Below are 22,734 nucleotides of genomic sequence, written 5' to 3' on the forward strand. Positions count from 1 at the left end.
CCCGCGACTCCGTTGCTAGCTTGCCAATATGACCACCCCAACTAGCAACGACGCTCGCCCGCTCCCCCACGACCCGAATTGGCCGCGCGCCGGCGCCTGGCCCACGCCCGACGCCGGCACTGGCGGTGGCACTGACGCTGCCGTTGGCACCCGCATTGACCTGGGGCTGATCGGCATTCCGACGTCACGCACCTCACTGTCGCCAACGAACGCTCACCTGACGCCGGCCGCGGTGCGCGAGGCCCTCCGCCGCTACTCAGACCACATCGTCGCCGCGGGCACGCCGGGGTCACGCGGCGAGGAGATCGAGACTGTGCTTGGGGAGGCACTCACGATTCGCGACGCGGGGGACGTCGCTGATCCAGACACCGAGGCCGGGGAGGTCGCGGCGGCGGCTGCCGTACGCGAGCTCGCCGCGCGCTCCGAGCTCATCGTGGCCCTGGGCGGCGACAACGCCCTGACGGTGCCCGCCGCGCTCGGGGTCGCGGGCGACGCGCTCGGCTCGGCCGGGCTCATCACGCTCGACGCCCACCACGACCTGCGTGATGGCAGGTCGAACGGCTCCCCCGTGCGCACGCTCGTCGAGGCGGGGCTCGACCCCCGCCGGATCGTGCAGATCGGCATCGCCGACTTCGCAAACTCCCGCGCCTACCGCGAGCGGGCGAAGGCGTGGGGCATCACCGTGATCCACCGCGACGAGCTGTTCTCGCGCCCCCTCGCCGAGATCGCCGCGGAGGCGCTCGAGGTCGCCGGGGCGGGCGGCGGGCCGATTCACGTCGACCTCGACGTCGACGTCTGCGACCGGTCGGTCGCCCCGGGCTGCCCTGCCTCAATCCCGGGCGGCATCCAGGCCCACGAGCTGCGGGCCTTCGCGCGAGTGTTCGCGGCAGACCCGCGGGTCAAGGGCATCGACATTGCCGAGGTCGACGCGACCGCCGATACCCCCGACGGGCGCACCGTGCGCCTCGCCGCACTCTGCATACTCGAGGCGGCGGCGGGGCTCGCGGCGCGACTCGGGAGGGCGTAACCGTGGCCGCCCCGGAAGCACTCAAGCGGGGGCTGACCTCCCGCCACATCCGTTGGATGGCGCTCGGTTCGGCGATCGGCACCGGCCTGTTTATGGGCTCCGCCGGCGCGATCCAGGCCGCTGGCCCGGCCGTGCTGCTCGCGTACATCATCGGCGGCGCCGCCGTGTTCATGGTGATGCGCGCACTCGGCGAGATGGCCGTGCGGCACCCGGTCTCGGGCTCGTTCGCCCAGTACGCGTCGCGCTACATCGGCCCATTCGCAGGGTTCCTCGCGGGCTGGACGTACACGTTCGAAATGTTTGTCGTCGCCCTCGCTGACGTCACCGCGTTCGGGCTGTACATGGGGTTCTGGTTCCCCGACGTTGAGCGCTGGATCTGGGTGCTCGCCGTCGTCTTCTTCATCGCGGCAATCAACCTCATCAGCGTGAAGGTCTTCGGCGAACTCGAGTTTTGGTTCTCGCTCATCAAGATTACGGCGATCGTGCTCATGATCGTCGGCGGCATCGCCATCATCGTCTTCGGGCTCGGAAACCAGAGCGAGGGCGCGGCCGGGATCCACAACCTCGTATCGCACGGCGGCTTCATGCCGAACGGGCTCTGGGGCCTCCTCGCCTCGTTCACCGTCGTCATGTTCGCGTTCGGCGGCATCGAGGTCATCGGCATCACCGCCGGCGAGGCGCAGAACCCGAAGAAGGTCATTCCGCAGGCGATCAACTCGGTGCCCATGCGCATCCTGCTGTTCTACGTGCTCACCCTCGGCGTCATCATGAGCCTGCAGCCCTGGACCACGATCGACGGGAAGTCGAGCCCGTTCGTGTCAATCTTCGAGTCGCTGGGGCTCTCGGGCGCCGCGCACGTTCTCAACGTCGTCGTCATCACCGCGGCGCTGTCGGCGATCAACGCAGACATTTTCGGGGCGGGGCGCATGCTGCGTGGACTTGCAGAGCAGGGCCAGGCACCCAAGCAGTTCATGAAACTCACCAAGAGTGGGGTGCCCTGGCTCACGGTTGTGACGATGGTTGCAGCCCTCCTCCTCGGTGTCGTGCTCAACGCGATATTCCCCGACCAAATCTTCTTCTTCATCGCGGCGCTTGCTACGTTTGCGACGGTGCTGGTGTGGCTCATGATCCTCATCGCGCACGTGCGCATGAAGCGCGAGATTGCCCGCGAGTCTCGGCTGCCGAGCGAGTTCCCGGTGCCGCTCTGGCCGGGCGCTTCGTACGCGGCGATCGCGTTCATCCTGTTCGTCATCGTGATGATCGGTCTCGTGCCCGACTCGCGGCCCGCGATCTTTGTCGGGGCTGTGTGGGTTGTGCTGCTCGCGCTGAGCTATCGGTTCTTCGTGAAAGACGCGGGCAAACGGCGGTACGAGCTCGTCGACGAGACCGGCGCTATCGAGGTGCAGGTGGAGCCCGCTCGGCCCAAGCGCCGGCGCGTGCGGTAGGCCGGGGTTGAGTCTGGGGCCGTGGTTGGGTCTGGGCCTGGGCCTGGGTTCGTGCCTAGGCTCAGCTCTGGTCTCCCACAAACTTTCTCTCCGGTTTGACGTAGTTCACGGCACCCCAACTACGTCAAACCGAAGAGAAAGTTGCACTGGGCGGGGCGCCCCGGCACAAACCGCTCAGTTCAAGGCGCCCCAGTCAATCGGAGAGGCCCCCTGCGCCTCGAGCAGCTCATTCGTGCGGCTGAACGGTCGTGACCCGAAGAACCCACGCGAGGCCGAGAGCGGCGACGGGTGCGCGCTCTCAACGATCGGGGTATCCCCGAGCAGCGGTGCGAGGCCACGGGCGTCTGCGCCCCAGAGGATTGCGACCAGCGGGCCGCCCCTGGCGACGAGCGCCCGGATCGCGAGCTCAGTCACGTGTTCCCAGCCCTTACGGCGGTGCGAGCCAGCGTCACCGGCGCGCACCGTCAGCACGCGGTTGAGCAGCAGCACCCCGGCGTCGGCCCAGGCCGAAAGGTCGCCGTGCTGTCCGACCGCGGCGTGGCCGGGCGAGCCCGCCGAGCCCGCCGAGCCCGCGGGCACCGCCCAGAAATCCTCCGCCCACGAGGTGGACGACGCCTCGGGCAGGGCTTCGCCGCCAGGCCCGGGCGCTCCGCCACTAGACCCGGGCGCACCGACCGACCCCAGGTCCTCCTCAAGCTCCCGGAAGATGTTCTTGAGGCTGCGTGGCAGAGGCCGCACGTCGCGGGCCGTCGAGAACGACAGCCCGACGGCGTGGCCGGGGGTGGGGTATGGATCCTGTCCGACAATGAGCACCCGCACCTCCGCGAGCGGCCGCGCGAACGCCCGAAACACGTGATCAGCCGACGGCAGCACCTGCGCGCCCGCCGCCTCTTCGTCCGCGAGAAACGACGCGAGCTGAGCAAGCGTCGCGTCGAGCGTGCCGCCCGTGTCAGCTGCGGCGAGCGCGTCGCCCCAATCGGCGGCGACTCGCCCCGAAGAGACCAGTTCGCTGAGCGAGGTCGGGATCACGGCGGCTACTTCGCGGCGAGCGGGCCGCGGTGCACGTGGAAGACGCTCGACTGCGCGACGGGGCGCAGCACGATGAGGTCTTGGTTCACGTGGGGCGGCTGCTCGAACGCGCCGACGAGCACACGGGCGACGTCTTCGGCGGTGAGCGGCGTCACGTTCTCGTAGGGGGCCGAGGCCGCTGCCGCGTCACCGCGCAGCCGGTTCAGGGTGAACTCCTCGGTGTGCACGAGCCCGGGAGCGATCTCCATGACGCGGATCGGCTCGCCAGCGAGCTCAAGCCGCAGCACCTCGGTCACCGCGTGCGCCGCGTACTTCGCAGCGTTGTACCCTCCGCCCCCGGGGTACGAGGCGAGCCCTGCGGTCGAAGTGAGGTTCATGATCGACGCCCAGCCGTGACCGGCGTCGACCCCGGCGCCCGACTCAGCCGATGCCGCAGACGTGATCGCCTCGCGCAGCACCGGCAGGAGCGCAGCAGTCACGTTTCGCAGCCCGATGACGTTGACCTCGAACATGCGCCGCCAGTCGTCGTTGAGCGCCGTCTCGACCGACTCGGTGCCGAGCGCGCCGCCCGCGTTGTTCACGAGACCCGAGGCGCCGCCAGTGGCGCGCACTTCCGCGGCCATCCGCGCAACGGCGGCTTCGTCGGTGACGTCGCACTGGATGACGTACGCCCCGGTCTCGGCGGCGAGCGCTCGGAGGCGGTCTTCCCGGCGCGCGACGGCGACCGTCTCGTACCCGAGTTCCGTGAATCGGCGCACGGTTGCCGCGCCAATGCCTGAGCTCGCTCCCGTTACGACTACTCGCTGCACCATCGCTGTTCTCTCCGTCTCGTCGCCTGGACCTGTGTTGACCAGGGTGTGTTGACCAGGGTCTGTATTGACCAGGGTCTGTGTGTTCATCGGTTGGCGCCCTCGCCCCCGTTCTACGTCGAGCCTAACGCGCAACATTACGGTTCGTGTCGCCCCCGATTGCGCGAAGGGCCCCGCCTTCCATACTCTCGATACAACACCACACCAAACTCTGGGGAGCACACAATGACTGACAAGACCGCATGGGGTTTTGAAACCAAGCAGATTCACGCAGGCCAGGAGCCCGACCCAACGACGGGTTCGCGCGCACTGCCCATCCACCAGACCACCGCGTTCGTCTTCGACAGCACCGAGCAGGCGGCAAACCGCTTCGCGCTCGCCGAGTTCGGCCCGATCTACACGCGCATCACGAACCCGACGCAGGCAGTCGCCGAGGACCGCATTGCTGCGCTCGAGGGTGGCACCGCCGCGCTGCTCCTTTCGAGCGGCCAGGCAGCCTCGACCTTCGCCGTGCTGAACATCGCGAACGCGGGCGACCACATCGTCTCGTCGGCAGCGATCTACGGCGGCACCTACAACCTGTTCAAGTACTCGCTCGCGAAGCTCGGCATCGAGGTCACGTTCGTTGAGGATCAGGATGATCCCGCCGAGTGGCAGCGCGCCGTGCGCCCGAACACCAAGCTGTTCTTCGCCGAGTCGATCGCGAACCCCCGCACGAAGATTCTCGACATCCGCGCCGTCGCGGACGTCGCCCACGAGAACCACCTCCCGCTCATCGTCGACAACACCGTCGCGAGCCCCTTCCTCATCCGCCCGCTCGAGCACGGCGCCGACGTGGTGCTGCACTCGGTCACGAAGTTCCTCGGCGGCCACGGAACGACCCTCGGCGGCGCAATTGTCGACGGCGGCTCGTTCGCCTGGTCGGAGAACGTCGACAAGTTCCCGGGCCTCACCGAGCCCGACCCCTCTTACAACGGCGTGAGCTACACCGGCGCGGTTGGCGACGCGATTGCGTTCGTCATCAAGGCGCGCGTGCAGCTGCTTCGCGACCTCGGCTCGGCGATCGCGCCGCAGAGCGCCTGGCAGCTGCTGCAGGGCGTCGAGACCCTCTCGCTGCGCATGGAGCGCCACACGCAGAACGCCCAGAACGTCGCCGAATGGCTCGACTCGCACAGCGATGTCGCCTCGGTGTACTACGCAGGCCTCCCCACCGACCCGAGCTACGCTGCGGCGAACGTCTACGCCCCGAAGGGTGTCGGGGCTGTGCTCTCGTTCGAGCTCAAGGGCGGCGTTGAGGCTGGCAAGGCCTTCGTCAACAGCCTGCAGCTGTTCAGCCACGTCGCAAACATTGGCGACGTGCGCTCGCTCGTCATCCACCCCGCCTCGACGACGCACTCGCAGCTCACGCCCGAGCAGCAGCTGTCGGGCGGCGTGACCCCCGGCCTCGTGCGCCTCTCGGTCGGGCTCGAGCACATCGACGACATCAAGGCTGACCTTGAGGTCGGCTTCGCGGCAGCGCGCGAGGTCGTCGCGGCCGCCGCATAGTTCGGCTCGTGGTGGTGTGAAGCGCCGCCTGCTCCGGGGTTCCGGGCAGGCGGCGCTTTACGTTGTGAGCGTTGCCCGCGTAACAATCGCGCGCGACGAGCGGAAGCAGGCCACAATAGGGAGTTATGGATTGGCAGACCCCCGAGGACTCGTTCCCGACCGATTTCATCACCGACGCCCAGCTGCGCGCTCTCATGGGACGACCCCCGATCTCGGGTGGCTGGCGCGACGGCGACCCCGTTGGGAACCGCCAGTTCATGCCCATCGGAACGCTCACCACGGAGGCCGGCGAAGAACTGCCCCACGTGCGCATCGCGTACGAGACGTTTGGTGAGCTGAATGAGGCACGCGACAACGCGATCCTCGTCTTTCACGCGCTGACGGGTGACAGCCACCTCGTGGGTTCCGCGACCGCTGGCCACCCGACCGACGGCTGGTGGAGCGAGATCGTCGGCCCGGGCCGCCCGCTCGACACCGATACCTATTGCATCATCGCGCCCAACGTGCTCGGCGGCTGCCAGGGCACGACGGGCCCGGGTTCGCTCGCGCAGGATCACCGCGAGTGGGGTGCGCGGTTCCCTTTCCTCACGATCAGGGATCAGGTGAGCGCGGTCGCCCGCTTCGCAGACGAGCTCGGGATCGGCCGCTTCGCGGCGGTCATCGGAGGCTCGATGGGGGGCATGCACGCCCTCGAGTGGGGCATCATGCACCGCGATCGCACTGCCCGCCTCGCGGTGATCGCGGCTCCCCCGGTCACGACCGCAGACCAGATCGGGTTGAACCTCGTGCAGCTCGAGGCGATCCGCTCCGACCCGTCGTACCACGGCGGCGACTACTACGACGCCCCCGACGGCATCGGCCCGCACCACGGCCTCGCGACCGCGCGCCGGCTCGCGCTCTTGAACTACCGCAGCAATACCGAGCTCGACGAGCGCTTCGGGAGGTCGTGGCAGTCGGCCGTGAGCCCGCTCGGTGGCGGCGGCAGGTTCGCCGTTGAGTCGTACCTCGATTTCCACGGCAACAAGTTCACGCGCCGGTTTGACGCGAACAGCTACGTCACGCTCGTGCAGGCCATGAACTCGCACGACGTTGGCCGTGGCCGCGGCGGCGTGCGAGCTGCGCTGCAGACGCTCGATCTGCCGCTGCTCGTGCTCGGCATTCCGAGCGACAGGCTGTTCACGATCGATGGCCAAGACGAGATCGCCCGCCACTCGCCAGGAAGCCTCGACGGCACTGCCGCAACTCGTATCGATTCGCCGTACGGGCACGACTCGTTCCTCATCGAATTCGAGATGGTTGGGGCGCAGCTCACACGCCTGCTCGCACTGTAGTTTCTGGCAGCAAGCCGTGCCTTCGCGATGCCTTTGGCCGCATCACAGAACGCCTCTGCATCGGCTTGGTCACGACAACCTGAAAAAGCCCTCATAAGCGCCTGGGGCTGTTGCTTTGTGTGCTAACTTTCAAATTCATCCTGGCACCGTTCTACAACTGAATGAGGTTTTCATGCCCAGCAGAGCTCACAAGGCGCTCCTCCCCGTCGTCGCTATGGCAGCCGCGGCCGTGCTCACGCTTTCCGGCTGCTCTGGCAAGGCCGACGACAAGGCCCCGTCGTACGAAGACGGCCCGCTCTCCAAGTACTTTGCGGCTATCGACGGCGGCGGCGAGATCACCGACGAGATCTTCCAGGAGCAGCAGCGTGAGATTGAAGAGCTCGTCGCGGTCTGCATGCAGAAGGAGGGCTTCGAGTACAAGCCCGATACCCAGAACTATGGTTCGATCATGTCGAGCGACGACGAGGACGGCCCGCAGTGGGGCTCGAAGGAGTTCGCTGAGCAGTACGGCTACGGCTTCATGGACAGCCCGGGCATGACGAGCGCCGAGGAAGACACGCAGGAGTACGTCGACCCGAACGGTGATTACCTGGCCACCCTCTCCGAGTCTGAGCAGAACGCATTCTACGAGACGCTGTACGGCGCAGGCCCGACCGAAGAGCAGATGGCCGAGATGGAAGAAGGCGGCAGCTACACGAGCGACTGGACGCAGGAGGGCTGCCAGGGCGCTGCCCGCCACGAGGTCGGCCAGAAGCAGGGTGGCACCCAGGCGGCTTACGAAGACCCCGAGTTCGCAGACCTCTTCACCGCGATGCAAGACATCTGGAACACCGAGAACAACGAAGAGATGGCGAAGCTCGACAGCGACTGGGCGAGCTGCATGGCAGACTCGGGCTACCCTGACTTCACCACGGTCAACGACGCCCAGATGTCGATCATGGAAGCAAGCAACGAACTTTACGGCGGTGGTGGCGAGTACGTCGAAGGCGAGGAACCGAAGGAGCCTTCGAAGAAGGAGCTCGACGCGCTGAAGAAGCGCGAGATCGAGCTCGCGGTTGCCGATTACGACTGCAAGAAGAAGATCGGCTACGACGAGAAGCAGATCAAGGTCATGCACGAGATCGAGCAGAATTTCGTCGACGAAAATAAGGCGCAGCTCGACGCGATGCTTGCCAAGTACCAGACGAAGGCCGGCGCAAAGACTGAGGGGAAGTAACCCGTGGTATTCAAGAGGCGTCGCCAGGGAGGCGACGCCTCCGAATCAGGGCTGCCCGAAGGCACCGATGCTGAGGCAACAACGCCCCTTGATCTGGGCGACGAGGGAGACACTGTTCGGGCCGACACTGCGGAAGCCGACGCCGGAGCGGATGCTGGCTCTGACTCCGACGCGAAGAAGCCGAAGACCAAGCAGCCGTGGACGGGCAAGCGTCTCATCGGGCTCATCGCGGCGGTCGCGGTTGCCTCGCTGCTCCTTGGCGTGCTCGTCATGCAGTTCATCGTTTCCCCGGCGACACTCGCCGCACGCACGGACGCACCGAAACCCGGCCCGATCACCGCGCCGATCGAGAACCGCGTGATTGAGAACACCGTTGTGCTGCGCGGCGAGGTCGCCTACGCTGACTCCGTCGCCGTCGCGATCGACGCCGCTGGCGGCGAATCGAAGGCCGTCGTTACGGGCCAGGTGCCCGCGGTTGGAGCTGTCTTCAACGCGGGTAACGTCGCGCTTGAGGTCGCTGGCCGTCCCGTCATCGTGCTGCCCGGCGAGCTTCCCGCCTACCGCAGCCTGAGCATTGGCATGCGCGGCCCCGACGTCACGCAGCTCAAGCAGGCGCTTTCCGCGCTCGGCTACGCGAGCGGCGACCTCAACACCGACACCTTTGACTGGGACACTGCGGCGGGCCTCGGCGCGCTCTACGAACAGCTCGGATACTCGGCGGCGACCGGGGGCGAGGCTTCACGTGACCAGCTCAAGAGCGCAGAGCGCGCACTTCGCGATGCAAACGTGGCCGCAGCGCAGGCTCAGGCCGCGCTCGACCAGGCGCGCGAAGCGAAGGCTCCGAACACGACGAGTGAGCAGGCCGCGGTGAACGCAGCGTGGGAGGGCGTGAACGACGCGCAAGAGTCCCTCGGTGAGGCGCAGGCTGCCGTGCTGCCGACGCTCCCCGCAGGTGAGGCGCTTTTCCTCGCCGGGCTCCCCCGACGCGTCGACGAGGTCACCGTGAAGCGCGGCGACGTGCTCTCGGGCTCGCCCATGAGCGTCTCGGGCGCGACACTGTCGATCAGCGGTACCGTGTCGAAGCAAGACGCTGACCTGCTCTCTGAGGGACTCGTGGCCGAGTTTGCGGCGCCTGACGGCACCGCGCTCACCGCGAAGGTGAAGGCTGTGAAGGCACCCAAGTCAGGCGGGTCGGAGGGCGGCGAAGGTGGCGGAGGCAGCGGCGGTGGCAGCGGCGGTGGCAGCGGTGGCGGCGACGCCGGCGCCGCTCGCTACACAGTCGAACTTGAGCCCGTTGACCTATCGGGCGAACAGATCGACGCGCTGCGCGGCACGAACGTTCGCCTCCGCATCCCCGTCGCGTCGACCGACGGTGAGGTCATCGCAGTGCCGATCGCCGCACTGTCAGCGGGTTCTGGTGGTGAGGATCGCGTCGAGCTGCTGGTCAACATGCGCGACGGGCACAACGCCGAGACCGAGACGATCACTGTCGAAGCGGGCCTCGCGGCCGACGGCTTCGTCGAGATCACGAGCGATGATGAGCGTATCGCCGCGGGTGCGAAGGTCGTGGTCGGCAGGTGAGTGCGGTCGACGAGCTCTTCAGGGACCACACCGGCCTTGAGGACGACGCGGAGGGTACCCGCGCAGCGGACGCCACGGACGAGGAGGAAACTGAGGCCGGGCCAGAGGAAGCGCCCTCTGGCCGCGGCTTCGGCGACCCCCTCTACTCGGGGCCCATCGCTCAGCTCTCGGGTGTCACCCGGTTCTTCCCTGGTCCCCCGCCAGTGAACGCGCTGCGCGGCATCGACCTGACCGTCGACCGCGGCGACTACCTCGCGATCATCGGCCCATCGGGTTCGGGTAAGTCGACCATGCTCAATACGCTCGGGCTGCTCGACCGCCCGAGCACCGGCACTTTCCTCTTCGAGGGCATCGACGTCGCTGAGTTGAGCGAGGACGAGAGGGCGAGCCTGCGGGCACGCGCCATCGGCTTTGTCTTCCAGTCGTTTCATCTCATGCCGACGCGCACAGTGCTCGAGAACGTCATGCTGGCTGGCACGTACGCAGGCCTCTCGCGGGAGGAGCGCGAGCCGCTCGCTCGCCGGGCTCTTGAGCGCGTTGGGCTCGCGCACCGCATCGACTTCACACCGAACACGCTCTCGGGCGGCGAGCGCCAGCGCGTCGCGATCGCTCGAGCGGTCTGCACGTCACCCCGGCTACTCCTCGCCGATGAGCCGACGGGCAACCTCGACCGCGCGAACTCGAAGGCGATCATGGGGCTCTTCGACGAGCTCTCCGCCGACGGCCTCACGATCGTGATGATCACACACGACGAGGCCGTTGCTCAGGCTGCCGGCCGCCGCGTGCGCATCAACGACGGAGAGCTGACGGTGATCGCGTGAAACTCGACCCCCGAACCTGGCGGTTTCGCCGGAACGACTCGTCAAAGCCGTCAAAGCCGTCAAAGTTGTCGAAGTTGTCGAAGCGTTCAAAGGCGTCGAATACTGACAAGGCCGCGAGCGCCGCCCCGACGATCTCGCGCAGCGACCTCATCCGCGAGTCGCTCGAGGGTGTCGGCGCCCGGCCATCGCGTCTCCTCATCACTCTTGCGGGGACCGTGCTCGGTATCGCTTCACTCGTAGCAACGATCGGGTTTGCGCAGACCGCTGGCGGCCAGATCGCCCAGCAGTTCGACGCGCTCTCAGCGACCCGAGTGACGGTTGAGCCGGGCAAGGCGAAGGCCGCCGGGGGCAAAGAGCGCGCAACCGCACGCCTCCCATGGGACGCCGTCGACAGAGTGGCGGGCCTCGCCGGCGTCGAACACGCGGCCCTCTACGCCAAGCTCGACAGCGTCAAGAATGTGACGACGGTGCAGGTGAACGACCCCTCGGCAGCGTCAAAAGCTGCCCCTCCCGTCGTCGCGGCCTCCCCCGAGCTCCTCGAGACCGTTGCCGGTCATATAGGCGCGGGCCGCTTCTTCGATGCTGGTCACGACGAGCGCGGTGACCGGGTCGTCGTGCTCGGCAAGAACGCTGCCGAGCGCCTCGGAGTGAACCGCGTGACCGGGCAGCCCGCGATCTTCATCGAGGAGCGGGCGTACACGGTCATCGGGATCCTCGACAAGGTCGGCACCCGCAACACGCTTCTCGACTCCGTCATTGTGCCCGTCAACACCGCGCGCGGCGAGCTCGCGCTCTCCACCGTCAACAGTCTCGACATCCGCATCGCCGTCGGGGCCGGAGAGGTCGTCGCCAGGCAGGCGCCGATCGCGCTCGACCCGAACGCACCTGACGCGTACAAGGTCTCGGCGCCGTCGAGTGCGAACGCGCTCCGAGAGGGCGTCGAGGCCGACGTGAACGTGCTGTTCCTCGCGATCGGCATCGTCGCGCTCATCGGCGGCGGCATCGGCATCGCGAGCGTCACCCTCATGTCGGTGACCGAGCGACGCGGCGAGATCGGCCTCCGCCGAGCGCTCGGCGCGCGCACGCGTGACATCGCGGGCCAGTTCATGATCGAGTCGGTCACCACCGGCGTACTCGGCGGCCTCATGGGTGTTGTCGTCGGGCTCTTCGCGCTCATCGGGGTCTGCCTGGTGCAACAGTGGACCCCAGTGCTCGCTCCCTGGGCGGCGCCCCTCGGTGTCGCTGTGGGCGCACTCGTCGGTCTCGCGGCCGGCAGCTACCCCGCGTTGAAGGCCGCGCGAATCGAGCCCGTCGACGCGCTGCGCGACGCGTAGCCTACGCCACGACCCACCGCGCACCGGCGCAGCCCACCGCATAGCCCCTTCCCCGCAAGACGGACCGTTTCCGGCGGTCAGGCTCTACCGGTCTTGCAGGGAAGGGGCTGTTGCGTGGAGAGGGAGAACTCGCGGGAAGACCTTCCGCTAGCTCTCGTAGCGCTGCCGCCTCGTCGCGTCTTGAATCTCGCCGACGAGCTCCTCGATGACGTCTTCGAGGAAGACCGCGCCGAGCTCGGTGCCCTCCGAGTCGACGATGCGCGCCATGTGGATGCCGCGCCGCTGCATGTGCGACAGCACGTCTTCGAGGTCAGAGTCGACGCGCATCGTGACCATCTCGCGCACCCGCTTCGGCGGGATCGGTTCGTCGATCCAGCGCTCGCCAATGCGCACGAGATCCTTGATGTGCGCGTAGCCAACGAGCGCGCCCGCGTCGTCCACGATCGGATAGCGCGAGAAACCGTGGCGCGCGACCGCGGCCTCGACGTCCGCCGGCGTCGACCCTGGCGGGAGCACGACGAGCCTGTCAAGGGGCACGAGTACGTCGCCCGCACGCTTCGACGTGAACTCGAAGGCGGCAGTCAGCGCGCCGCTGCGGTCTTCAAGCACGCCCTCGCGGCGGGAATGATCGACGATGCTCGCGACCTCCTCAAGCGTGAACGTGCTCGTCGTCTCCGACTTCGGCTCGACGCCGAACATGCGCAGCACGCCGTTCGCGATCGCGTTGAGCCCGGTGATGATCGGGCGCAGCACGCGCGAGATCCAGACGAGCGGCGGCGCGAGCAGCAGCACCGCGCGATCGGGCAGCGTGAACGCGGCGTTCTTCGGCACCATCTCGCCGAACACGACGTGAAGGTACGTGACGAGCAGCAGCGTCAGCGCGAACGCGGTGACGCTCGCGACCTGCACGCTCATGCCGGTCCATTCGAGCGGCCCAGCGAGTAGGTGGTGGATCGCGGGTTCGGAGACGTTCAGGATCACGAGCGAGCACACGGTGATACCGAGCTGGCAGGTCGCGAGCATGAGCGTCGCGTGCTCCATCGCGAACAGGGCGGTTTTCGCGCGCTTCGAGCCAGCCTCCGCGCGCGGTTCGATCTGCGAGCGGCGCGCGGAGATCACCGCGAACTCGGCGGCAACAAAGAACGCGTTCGCCGCGAGCAGCAGCACGAGCCACATGATTCCAAGCCAGTCACTCATGAGTGCGCCCCCTCCCCTGTTTCACCGTGTTCGACCGCTTCGGGCTCAGGCGCCGCGAAGAACCGGAGCCGCGAGATGCGCCGACCGTCCATGCGCTCAACCCGGAGGGTCGCGCCATCGGGCAGCTGCACCTCGTCGCCGACCTCAGGGATCGTGCCGAGCTGCAGCAGCACGTAGCCCGCGACGGTGTCGTAGTCGTCAGCCTCTGGGACCTCGATGCCGGTCTGCTCACGCAGCTCGTCGGGCCGAAGATCTGCGGGGAACGTCATCTCGATCGCGGTGCCGACGACGCCGGCAGCCGTGCGGTCATGCTCGTCTGAGACCTCGCCGATGATCTCCTCGACGAGGTCTTCGAGCGTCACGAGGCCGGCGGTGCCGCCGTACTCGTCGACGACAATCGCGAGCTGGTAGCCCGACGCGCGCAGCTGCTCAAGCAGCTGGTCGACGCGGAGCGTCTCGGGCACGCGCAGCGACTCCTCCGCGAGCGCCGCGACCGGCACCTCGGAGCGCTTGTTGCGCGGTACGGCGACGGCCTGCTTGACATGGACCACTCCGACGACGTCATCGCGATCCTCATCGATCACCGGAAAGCGCGAGAATCCCGTGCGGCCCGACAGCTCGAGCACCGCTTGCGCGGGCTCGAGGCGCTGGATGCTCTCCATGCGCAGCCGCGGCGTCATCACGTCGGCGGCGGTGAGTTCCGCGAAATGGAGGGTGCGATCGAGCAGCGTCGCGGTGTCGGCCTCCAGCAGCCCCGCGCTCGCAGAGTGGCGCACGAGCGACGAGAGCTCCTGCGCCGAGCGGGCGCCAGACAGTTCCTCCTTCGGCTCGATCCCGATCCAGCGCAGGATCCCGTTCGCGCTGCCGTTCAGCACCTTCACCGCGGGCTTGAACACGGCGGTGAACCCGGCCTGCAGCGGCATGACGAGCTTCGCCGTCGGCAGCGGCTTCGAGATCGCGAAGTTTTTCGGCACGAGCTCACCCACGATCATCGAGAAGATCGTCGCGATCGCGACGGCGACTGGCACCGTCACGACGCTGAGCAGGTCAGCGGGAAGACCGATCGCTTGGAGCGGCCCGGCGAGCGCGCCGCTGATCACCGGCTCAAGCAGGTAGCCCGCGAGCAGCGTCGTCAGGGTGATGCCGAGCTGCGCGCTCGACAGGTGCGTCGAGGTGTGAGCGAGCCCGCGGATGACGCCGTCGAGGCCCCGCTCCCCGCCCTCGCGCCGGCGCTCGAGGTCTTGCCTGTCGAGCGCGACGAGCGAGAACTCCGCCGCGACGAACACACCCGTGCCGAACGTGAGCAGAATTCCAAGCGCCAGCTGCAGCCACTCGCTCATACGAGAACCGAATTCCTATGCAATGTCCGCGCGATCGCGCGGCTGATACTCGGAGGGTCTGAGGGTCTTCGGGGGTCCGCTTCCATGATTGCTCCACTTTATCAGCGAGATTGGCGTTTTTGGAGCGGGAACGGCGTAGGCTTATGCAGTGTGCAATGGCGAACGGTAATCCCGGCTCGCTCCGCCGGACACGGCGGCTCTATTGCACGAGTCAACATTACTCACGGGAGAGGAAGTCGCTTTGGCAGAGCGCTCGGAAACCACCTCACAGGATGGTTCCGCAGAAGATTTTGGTGCGAACGCTTGGCTTGTCGATGAGATGTACAAACAGTACGTCGTCGACAAGAACTCGGTAGATCCGGCTTGGTGGCCGACTCTCGAGAAGTTTGCAGCCACTCAGTCAGCAGTTCAGTCTCAGTCAGCGCCCGCGGCTCCCGCAGCGGCAGCGCCCACGGCACCGCCGCCAGCGGCTGCGACGGCTCCCCCCGCAGCGGCAGCGCACGCAGCACCGGCAACCGGCGCCCCGACGCAGCCGGCACGCACGACCAACGTCGCGCCCCGCACTGCCCCGATCCCCGCCGACGCGCCCCGCAAGACACCCGTCGCGCCGCAGGCCGCGACCGACGACACCGCGACCGACGAGTTCTCGGTCTTCAAGGGCATGGCGCGCACTCTGTCGAAGAACATGGACGCGAGCCTCACCGTTCCGACCGCGACGAGCGTGCGCACGGTCCCCGCGAAGCTGCTCATTGACAACCGCATCGTCATCAACAGCCACCTGCGCCGCAGCCGCGGCGGCAAGGTCTCGTTCACGCACCTCATCGGCTGGGCCCTGATCCAGGCGCTCAAGGCCCACCCCGCGCAGAACGTCTTCTATACCGAGGTTGACGGCAAGCCCGGTGTTGTCGTCCCCGCCCACGTCGGTCTCGGCATCGCCGTCGACGTGCAGAAGGCTGACGGCAGCCGCTCGCTGATGGTCCCCGCGATCAAGTACGCCGAGACGCTCGACTTCAACGAGTACCTCGCGGCCTACGAAGACCTCGTGAAGCGCTCGCGCGACAACAAGCTCACCGCGAACGACTTCCAGGGCACCACGATCTCGCTCACGAACCCGGGCGGCATCGGCACCGTGCACTCCGTCCCGCGCCTCATGAACGGGCAGGGCTCGATCATTGGCGCCGGCGCGCTCGAGTACCCCGCCGAGTTCCAGGGCGCCTCCGAAGAGGTCCTCTCGAACCTCGGCATCTCGAAGACCATCACGCTCACGAGCACCTACGACCACCGCGTCATCCAGGGTGCCGGCTCAGGCGAGTTCCTGAAGTACGTTCACGAGCTCCTCGCGGGCGGCCACAACTTCTACGAGGACGTCTTCGCCGCGCTGCGTATCCCGTACAAGCCGATCCAGTGGGCAAAGGACATCCACGTCGATGTTTCCGGCGCGATCGGAAAGTCGGCGCGCGTGCAGGAGCTCATCAACGCGTTCCGCGTGCGCGGCCACCTCATGGCCGACGTCGATCCGCTCGAGTACGTGCAGCGCACGCACCCCGACCTTGAGATCGAGAGCCACGGCCTCACGTTCTGGGACCTCGACCGCGAGTTCGTGACGGGCGGCATCGGCGGCAAGCCGACGATGAAGCTGCGTGACATCCTCGGCGTGCTCCGCGATACCTACTGCCGCAAGATCGGCGTCGAGTACATGCACATCCAAGATCCCGAGGAGCGGATCTGGCTGCGCGACCAACTCGAGGTTACGTACGCGAAGCCGACGAGCGAGGAGCAGCTGCGCATCCTCGAGAAGCTCAACGAGGCCGAGGCCTTCGAGACCTTCCTGCAGACCAAGTACGTCGGCCAGAAGCGCTTCAGCCTCGAGGGCGGCGAGTCGGTCATCCCGCTGCTCGACGCGATGCTCATCGACGCCGCGGAGGACGGGGTCGACTCGGTCGACATCGGCATGGCCCACCGTGGCCGCCTGAATGTGCTCTCGAACATCGCGGGCAAGACGTACGGCCAGATCTTCCGCGAGTTCGAGGGAACCGCGAAGAAGACCGGCTCGGGCGACGTCAAGTACCACCTCGGCACCTCCGGCGTCTTCACGGCCCCGAACGGCACCCAGGTTCCGATCCACCTCGCCGCGAACCCGTCGCACCTTGAGACCGTGAACGGCGTGCTCGAGGGCATCGTCCGCGCGAAGCAGGATCTCAAGCCGATCGGCTCGTTCACCACCCTGCCGCTGCTCATCCACGGTGACGCTGCAATGGCCGGCCAGGGCGTCGTCTACGAGACGTTGCAGATGTCGCAGCTGCGCGGATACCGCACGGGCGGCACGATCCACGTGATCATCAACAACCAGGTCGGGTTTACGACGCTGCCGATGGACTCGCGCACCGGCGTCTACTCGTCTGACGTTGGCAAGGTCATCCAGTCCCCGATCTTCCACGTGAACGGCGACGACCCCGAGTCGGTCGTGCGCGTCGCGCAGCTCGCCTACGAGTTCCGCCAGAAGTTCCACAAGGACGTCATTATCGACCTCATCTGCTACCGCCGTCGCGGCCACAACGAGGGCGACGACCCCTCGATGACGCAGCCGCTGATGACGGACCTCATCGAGGCGAAGCGCTCGACGAGGCGCCTGTACACCGAGGGCCTCGTCGGCCGCGGCGACATCACGCAGGAGCAGTACGAGACCGCGAAGCAGGACTTCCAGAACCGCCTCGAGCAGGCGTTCATGGAGACCCACGCAGCGCAGACAGGCTCGATCCCCGTCATCGACCAGTCCGGCATCGCCGAGCGCGAGGAGCCGGGCCAGTTGACTGGCGAGGTGCTCGATACCGCGGTCTCGACCGAGGTGATCCACCGCATCGGCGACGCGCACGGCAACGTACCCGAGGGCTTCACCGTGCACCGCAAGCTGCAACAACTGCTCGCGAAGCGCGTCGAGATGACCCGCTCAGGCGAGATCGACTGGGGCTTCGGCGAGCTACTCGCCCTCGGCTCGCTGCTCATGGAGGGCACGCCCGTGCGCTTCGCGGGCCAGGATGCGCGCCGCGGCACCTTCACGCAGCGCCACGCGGTCTTCCACGACCGCGCGAACGGCCAAGAGTGGATCCCGCTCCTGAACCTCTCCGAGGATCAGGCCCGCTTCTGGATCTATGACTCGCTGCTCTCCGAGTACGCAGCGCTCGCGTTCGAGTATGGCTACTCGCTGCAGCGCGAGGACGCCCTCGTGCTCTGGGAGGCGCAGTTCGGCGACTTCGTGAACACCGCGCAGGCGGTCATCGACGAGTACGTCGCCGCGGCCGAGCAGAAGTGGGGCCAGCAGTCGTCGGTCGTCATGCTGCTCCCCCACGGCTACGAAGGTCAGGGCCCCGACCACTCGTCGGCACGCATCGAGCGTTTCCTGCAGCTGTGCGCGGAAGACAACATGATCGTCGCGCGTCCGTCGACGCCCGCGAACTACTTCCACCTGCTCCGCCGCCAGGCCTACGCCCGCCCGCGCAAGCCGCTCATCGTCTTCACGCCGAAGTCGATGCTGCGCCTCCGCGGCGCGACCTCGAACGTCGAGGACTTCACGTCGGGCAACTTCAAGCCGGTGATCGACGACCCGAACGTGCAGGATCGCAACAGCGTTCAGCGCCTGATCCTCACCTCGGGCAAGGTCTACTACGACCTCGAGGGCGCCCTCGCGAAGTCGCCCGACCCGCGCGTTGCGATCGTGCGCGTCGAGCAGTACTACCCGATGCCGGTCATCGACCTCACGCGCATCATCGCGACCTACCCGAACGCCGAGCTGGTGTGGGTACAGGACGAGCCCGAGAACCAGGGCGCCTGGCCCTTCATCTCGCTCGTACTCGCGAAGCACCTCGCGAACGACAGGATTCGCGTTGTGTCGCGTGCGGCCTCGGCGGCTCCGTCGACCGGGTCGGCGAAGGTGCACGCTGTCGAGCAAGAAGAGCTGCTCACGCAGGCTCTGAAGTTCGACTGAGTTCAAGCGTTCTGCAGGACACACAGGGGGATCACCGATGACCACATGGCGTATGCCTATCGAGGGCCACGCGCAGGAGCGCATTTGGCTCGCGTGGCCGACCTCGGGCTACACGCTCGGCGACACCGAGGCGGAGGTCGAGTCGGCGCGCACGACCTGGGCCGCCGTCGCGAACGCCGCGAGCGAGTTCGAGGCGGTCACCGTGGTCGTGAACCCCGGCGACGAGGCGATCGCTTCCCGATACCTTTCGGGCCAGATCGATCGCCTCGTCGCACCCCTGAATGACGCGTGGATGCGCGACATCGGGCCGAGCTTTGTGATCGGCGACGACGGTTCGCTCGGCGCCGTGAACTACCGGTTTAATGGCTGGGGCGGGCAGGACTGGGCCGAGTGGGATAAGGATCAGCACATCGGGCGGATCATCGCCGAAGCGGCGGGCGCGACGCTCATCGACTCGGAGATGACGAACGAGGGCGGCGGGATCCAGGTCGACGGCACCGGCCGCGTCGTGCTCACGGAGACCGTGCAGCTCGACCCGGGTCGCAACCCGGGTTGGACGAAGGAGCAGGTCGAGGCCGAGCTCGCGCGCACAATCGGCACCGACCGCGCCATCTGGCTTCCTCGCGGCCTCACCCGCGATCACGACACGTTCGGCACCCGTGGCCACGCGGACATCCTCGCGGCCTTCACCACGCCCGACGTGCTGCTCATGCACCGCCAGGACGCGGAGTCGCACCCCGACCACGTAATCGCCCGCGCGAACCGGGAGGTCGTGGAGCGGTACCGCGACGACCGCTCCGATCAGTTCGACATCATCGACCTTCCTGCGCCCGAGACGCTTCGGGACGACGAGGGCTTCGTCGACTACAGCTATATCAACCACCTCGTCTTGAACGGCGGCGTGCTCGCGTGCGCGTTCGGCGACCCGGCCGACGATCTGGCGCTCGGTGTGCTTCGCGACGTCTACCCGGGCCGTGAGGTTGTCGGGATCGACGCGCGCCCGCTCTTCGCGCGCGGCGGCGGAATCCACTGCATCACGCAGCAGCAGCCCGCGCTGTAGCTCCGGGGTGCGCCCCCACCCAAAGCCTGTACAATGTCACATGACGATTGCTGGCGCGCACCGACGCGCGCGTCACGCTCCCTCACCCTAAGGAACGATAGATGACCGAGAGCACTCTCACCCCCGAGCTCGAAGCCGTTGTCGCCGGAGCGGCCGCAGCGGCCCCCGCGTACGCGGCACTCACCCCGGCCGAGCGCGCCCGCGTGCTCGTCGCCCTCGGCGACGCGCTCGAGGCTGCGAAGCCGCGCCTCGTCGAGATCGCGATGCGCGAGACCGGCCTCACCGAGGCGCGCCTGAACGGCGAAGTCACCCGCACCGCGGTGCAGCTCCGCTTGTTCTCGGAGACCGTCATGGACGGCTCGTACCTCGATGCCCGCATCGACTACGCCGACCCCGAGTTCGTGCTCGGCCCGCGCCCCGACATCCGCCGCACTCACGTGCCGCTCGGCCCGATCATCAACTTCTCGGCCTCGAACTTCCCGTTCGCGTTCTCCGTGCTCGGCGGCGACACGGCATCGATCCTTGCTGCGGGCTGCCCTGTCATCGTGAAGGCACACTCGGGCCACCCCGAGCTGTCCGATGCGACCGCTGAGGTTGCGCGCGAGGCGCTCCGCTCGGTGGGCGCCCCCGAGGGTGTGTTCAACCTCATCCACGGCCGCGAGGCCGGCGTCGCTGTGCTCAAGGACCCCCGCATCAAGGCAGGATCCTTCACCGGCTCGATCGGCATCGGCCGGCTCCTCACCGACATCGCCGCGGCCCGCCCCACCCCGATCCCCTTCTACGGTGAGCTCGGCTCTGTGAACCCGGTGTTCGTCACCGCTGCCGCGATCGCTGAGCGCGCCGACGAGATCGCCTCGGGCCTGCTCACGAGCGTCGCAGGCTCCGCCGGCCAGCTCTGCACGAAGCCCGGCTTCATCTTCGTCCCCGCTGGCTCCGCTCTGCCGGCCGCTGTTGCTGCCGCGGCTGGCGAGGTCGTCGAGCACCGCCTGCTCGACCCTCGCATCGCTCAGAGCTTCAACGAGCGCCGCGACACGATCCTTGCGACGCCCGGCGTCACCGCTGTTATCCCCGGCGGCGTGCGCTTCGACGACGCGGGCCACGGCTGGGCTTCGCCCACCGTCGTCTCGGTATCGCTCGAGGACTTCCGAGCCGGCCACCAGGGTCTCGTTGAGGAGGCATTCGGCCCGCTCACGATCCTCGTGGAGACTCCCGAAGGCACCGACCTCGCTGCGCTCATGCCCGAGTTCTACGAGGGCAACCTCTCGGGCACGATCCACATCAGCGCTGACGAGGCGACGGGCACGACCGCAAACGCCACCGAGCTGCGTGCGCTCGTCACCGCGCTCGCAAAGCAGGTCGGCCGCGTGCTCTTCAACGGCTGGTCGACCGGCGTTGCCGTGACCCCGGCGCAGCAGCACGGTGGGCCGTGGCCCGCGACGAGCAACGACGCGAGCACCTCGGTCGGCACCTCGGCGATCAAGCGCTTCCTGCGCCCCGTCGCGTTCCAGAACACCCCCGCAGCGTTCCTCCCTGAGGCGCTGCGCGACGAGAACCCGCTCGGCCTGCCGCAGGCTATCTCGCCCGCGGGCCAGTCGGGCGACTGGGGCAGCCAGTACCGCGGCTAAGCGTCGTGGCGCGCGGCGCGCTGAGCGTGGCGCTTGCAGCGCTTGCGGCGCTTGCGCGTCCTTCTGTGCGGCTCATCCTTTCGGGGATGGGCCGCACAGGCGTTTCTGGGCGCGTTCCGCCTGTTTCTCGCACCCCAGTCCCTTCCTCCAGCCTCTACCTCAGCCCTTGTCTCTCAAATGATCGATTGCACCCCAACTTCCCGGGGTATTTGAGAGCAACCAGAATAATTGGGGCGTTTCGGGCAGTGAGCGCCCGTACACTCCACTCCTCCCCATTGACGCTATCTTGCGGCGCATGCTATCTTGTCACACATGCTAGATGACGTCACTACACAGCTCCGTCGTGGTGTCGTCGAGTTCTGCGCACTGGGGCTTCTCGCCGCAAAGCCCATGTACGGCTGGGAACTTGCGTCGGCGCTCACAGACCGAGGCCTCATCGCGAGCATCGGTACGCTCTATCCCCTGCTCGGGAGGCTTCGAGACCGCGGCTTGATCGTCACTTTCGAGCAACAGGAGAATGACGCACCGGGCACAAGCGCCGGCCCAACTCGCAAGTACTACCGCCTCACCGACGAGGGCGAGGCCCACCTCGCAGCATTCCGGTCGCAGTGGGGGCCGTTCACACGCAATGTCACGGAGATTCTCGAGAAGGGCCTCGCCTCATGACCAGTAACGAAAGCAACAGCGCGTCGACCGAACCCGGTCACGCCGAGTCCCAGCACATCCGCACGTCGTACCTCGCAGCGCTTGACGAGGCGATCGGCGAGCTGCCTCACAGGCTCGCGACCGAACTCCGGGCAGGCATCACCGAAGAACTCGTCGGGCTGGAAGGCGAACAGCTCCGTGCCCGCATCGCGGCACTCGGCGCACCCGCCGACGTCGCCCGCGCGGCCGCGGAGGCTGGGCACGAGGGGCAGGATCATCGAACTGCCTCCCCTGCGACTCAGCTACCCCCAGTACCAGCAGCCCCCGCGCAGCCCGACCCAACCCCGCGCCCACTCACCGAGACCCGAGGCTACGCAACCGCTGCCGCGGTCGTCTTCGGCGTCGGCGGGATCCTCCTCCCGGTCGTCGGGTGGATCATCGGGTGCGCCCTCGTCGGCACAACTAAGCTCTGGCGCACGAGCGAGAAGGCGCTCGCGATTGCTGGGCCGCTAGCGGTCTCGGCGATCCTGCTTGGCGTACTGTGGGTGGCTACCTTGCCGGGCCAGAGTTCCGCGAGCGCCGCGCCCGGAGCGGCGGCGAACCCCCTGTTGCCCGCGGGCTACGACCTACTGTGGTCGAGCGCGTTCATCATGTTCGTCGTGGTCGTTCCGCTCACCGCGCTGTGGCTTGGCCTTCGTCTTCGAAATCGACCACTCCCCACAGCCGATTCCCGGCCTTGATTGGAAT

The 22,734-nt window shown here is 67.5% G+C and carries 17 protein-coding genes; 13 read left to right on the forward strand and 4 right to left on the reverse strand.

What is annotated here, in order from left to right; all coding sequences use genetic code 11:
- The first annotated feature begins 28 nt into the window (after nucleotides 1-28).
- Nucleotides 29-1,027, forward strand: coding sequence for an arginase family protein (locus tag FB468_RS15295; protein ID WP_141888551.1), 999 nt, complete (start codon nucleotides 29-31; stop codon nucleotides 1,025-1,027).
- 56 nt (nucleotides 1,028-1,083) lie between these two features.
- Entirely contained in the window at nucleotides 1,084-2,472 is a 1,389-nt protein-coding gene (locus FB468_RS15300) for an amino acid permease (protein WP_141888973.1), read from the forward strand.
- 174 nt (nucleotides 2,473-2,646) lie between these two features.
- On the opposite strand, the gene FB468_RS15305 is transcribed toward FB468_RS15300, so the two are convergent.
- Nucleotides 2,647-3,501 carry a uracil-DNA glycosylase gene (locus FB468_RS15305; protein WP_141888553.1) on the reverse strand — a complete coding sequence of 285 codons (855 nt, stop codon included), beginning with the start codon at nucleotides 3,499-3,501 and terminating at the stop codon, nucleotides 2,647-2,649.
- A 5-nt stretch (nucleotides 3,502-3,506) separates the two neighbouring features.
- Nucleotides 3,507-4,313: an SDR family NAD(P)-dependent oxidoreductase gene (locus FB468_RS15310; RefSeq protein WP_141888555.1), complete on the reverse strand. Its 807-nt coding sequence runs from the start codon at nucleotides 4,311-4,313 to the stop codon at nucleotides 3,507-3,509.
- Between the two features lie 222 nt (nucleotides 4,314-4,535).
- Between FB468_RS15310 and FB468_RS15315 the strand changes: the two genes are divergently transcribed.
- From FB468_RS15315 to FB468_RS15345, 6 genes are all read left to right on the forward strand, one after another.
- Nucleotides 4,536-5,855, forward strand: a complete 1,320-nt coding sequence (locus FB468_RS15315) for a bifunctional o-acetylhomoserine/o-acetylserine sulfhydrylase (RefSeq protein ID WP_141888557.1) — start codon at nucleotides 4,536-4,538, stop codon at nucleotides 5,853-5,855.
- Nucleotides 5,856-5,980: 125 nt separating this feature from the next.
- Entirely contained in the window at nucleotides 5,981-7,186 is a 1,206-nt protein-coding gene (gene metX, locus FB468_RS15320) for a homoserine O-acetyltransferase MetX (protein WP_141888559.1), read from the forward strand.
- 172 nt (nucleotides 7,187-7,358) lie between these two features.
- Nucleotides 7,359-8,402 carry a hypothetical protein gene (locus FB468_RS15325; protein WP_141888561.1) on the forward strand — a complete coding sequence of 348 codons (1,044 nt, stop codon included), beginning with the start codon at nucleotides 7,359-7,361 and terminating at the stop codon, nucleotides 8,400-8,402.
- Between the two features lie 3 nt (nucleotides 8,403-8,405).
- Nucleotides 8,406-9,983: a peptidoglycan-binding domain-containing protein gene (locus FB468_RS15330; protein ID WP_141888563.1), complete on the forward strand. Its 1,578-nt coding sequence runs from the start codon at nucleotides 8,406-8,408 to the stop codon at nucleotides 9,981-9,983.
- 155 nt (nucleotides 9,984-10,138) lie between these two features.
- Nucleotides 10,139-10,804: an ABC transporter ATP-binding protein gene (locus FB468_RS15335; RefSeq protein WP_170219807.1), complete on the forward strand. Its 666-nt coding sequence runs from the start codon at nucleotides 10,139-10,141 to the stop codon at nucleotides 10,802-10,804.
- A gap of 74 nt (nucleotides 10,805-10,878) precedes the next feature.
- Nucleotides 10,879-12,138 (forward strand): ABC transporter permease, encoded by a 1,260-nt coding sequence (locus FB468_RS15345; protein WP_246055991.1) that lies wholly within the window; start codon nucleotides 10,879-10,881, stop codon nucleotides 12,136-12,138.
- Nucleotides 12,139-12,285: 147 nt separating this feature from the next.
- Here the strand turns inward: FB468_RS15345 and FB468_RS15350 are convergent, their stop codons facing one another.
- The gene (locus FB468_RS15350; RefSeq protein WP_141888569.1) at nucleotides 12,286-13,335 is read right to left on the reverse strand and encodes a hemolysin family protein; all 1,050 of its coding nucleotides are present in this window, start codon (nucleotides 13,333-13,335) and stop codon (nucleotides 12,286-12,288) included.
- Nucleotides 13,332-14,675, reverse strand: a complete 1,344-nt coding sequence (locus FB468_RS15355; RefSeq protein WP_141888571.1) for a hemolysin family protein — start codon at nucleotides 14,673-14,675, stop codon at nucleotides 13,332-13,334. Before FB468_RS15355 ends, FB468_RS15350 begins: the two co-directional genes overlap by 4 nt.
- A gap of 241 nt (nucleotides 14,676-14,916) precedes the next feature.
- Between FB468_RS15355 and FB468_RS15360 the strand changes: the two genes are divergently transcribed.
- The 5 genes from FB468_RS15360 to FB468_RS15380 all read left to right on the forward strand — a co-directional run bounded on the left by FB468_RS15360 (nucleotide 14,917) and on the right by FB468_RS15380 (nucleotide 22,727).
- Nucleotides 14,917-18,657: a multifunctional oxoglutarate decarboxylase/oxoglutarate dehydrogenase thiamine pyrophosphate-binding subunit/dihydrolipoyllysine-residue succinyltransferase subunit gene (locus FB468_RS15360; protein WP_141888573.1), complete on the forward strand. Its 3,741-nt coding sequence runs from the start codon at nucleotides 14,917-14,919 to the stop codon at nucleotides 18,655-18,657.
- Nucleotides 18,658-18,694: 37 nt separating this feature from the next.
- The gene (locus FB468_RS15365; protein WP_141888575.1) at nucleotides 18,695-19,717 is read left to right on the forward strand and encodes an agmatine deiminase family protein; all 1,023 of its coding nucleotides are present in this window, start codon (nucleotides 18,695-18,697) and stop codon (nucleotides 19,715-19,717) included.
- Between the two features lie 101 nt (nucleotides 19,718-19,818).
- A complete protein-coding gene (locus tag FB468_RS15370; protein ID WP_141888577.1) occupies nucleotides 19,819-21,342 on the forward strand; it encodes an aldehyde dehydrogenase (NADP(+)) in 1,524 nt (507 codons plus the stop codon).
- 312 nt (nucleotides 21,343-21,654) lie between these two features.
- Complete coding sequence (locus FB468_RS15375; RefSeq protein WP_141888579.1) at nucleotides 21,655-22,008, forward strand: PadR family transcriptional regulator; 354 nt, start codon at nucleotides 21,655-21,657, stop codon at nucleotides 22,006-22,008.
- Complete coding sequence (locus FB468_RS15380; RefSeq protein ID WP_141888581.1) at nucleotides 22,005-22,727, forward strand: hypothetical protein; 723 nt, start codon at nucleotides 22,005-22,007, stop codon at nucleotides 22,725-22,727. The genes FB468_RS15375 and FB468_RS15380 overlap by 4 nt, the downstream gene beginning before the upstream one ends.
- Nucleotides 22,728-22,734: the final 7 nt, after the last annotated feature.

The organism is Leucobacter komagatae, from assembly GCF_006716085.1.
GTDB lineage: Bacteria > Actinomycetota > Actinomycetes > Actinomycetales > Microbacteriaceae > Leucobacter > Leucobacter komagatae.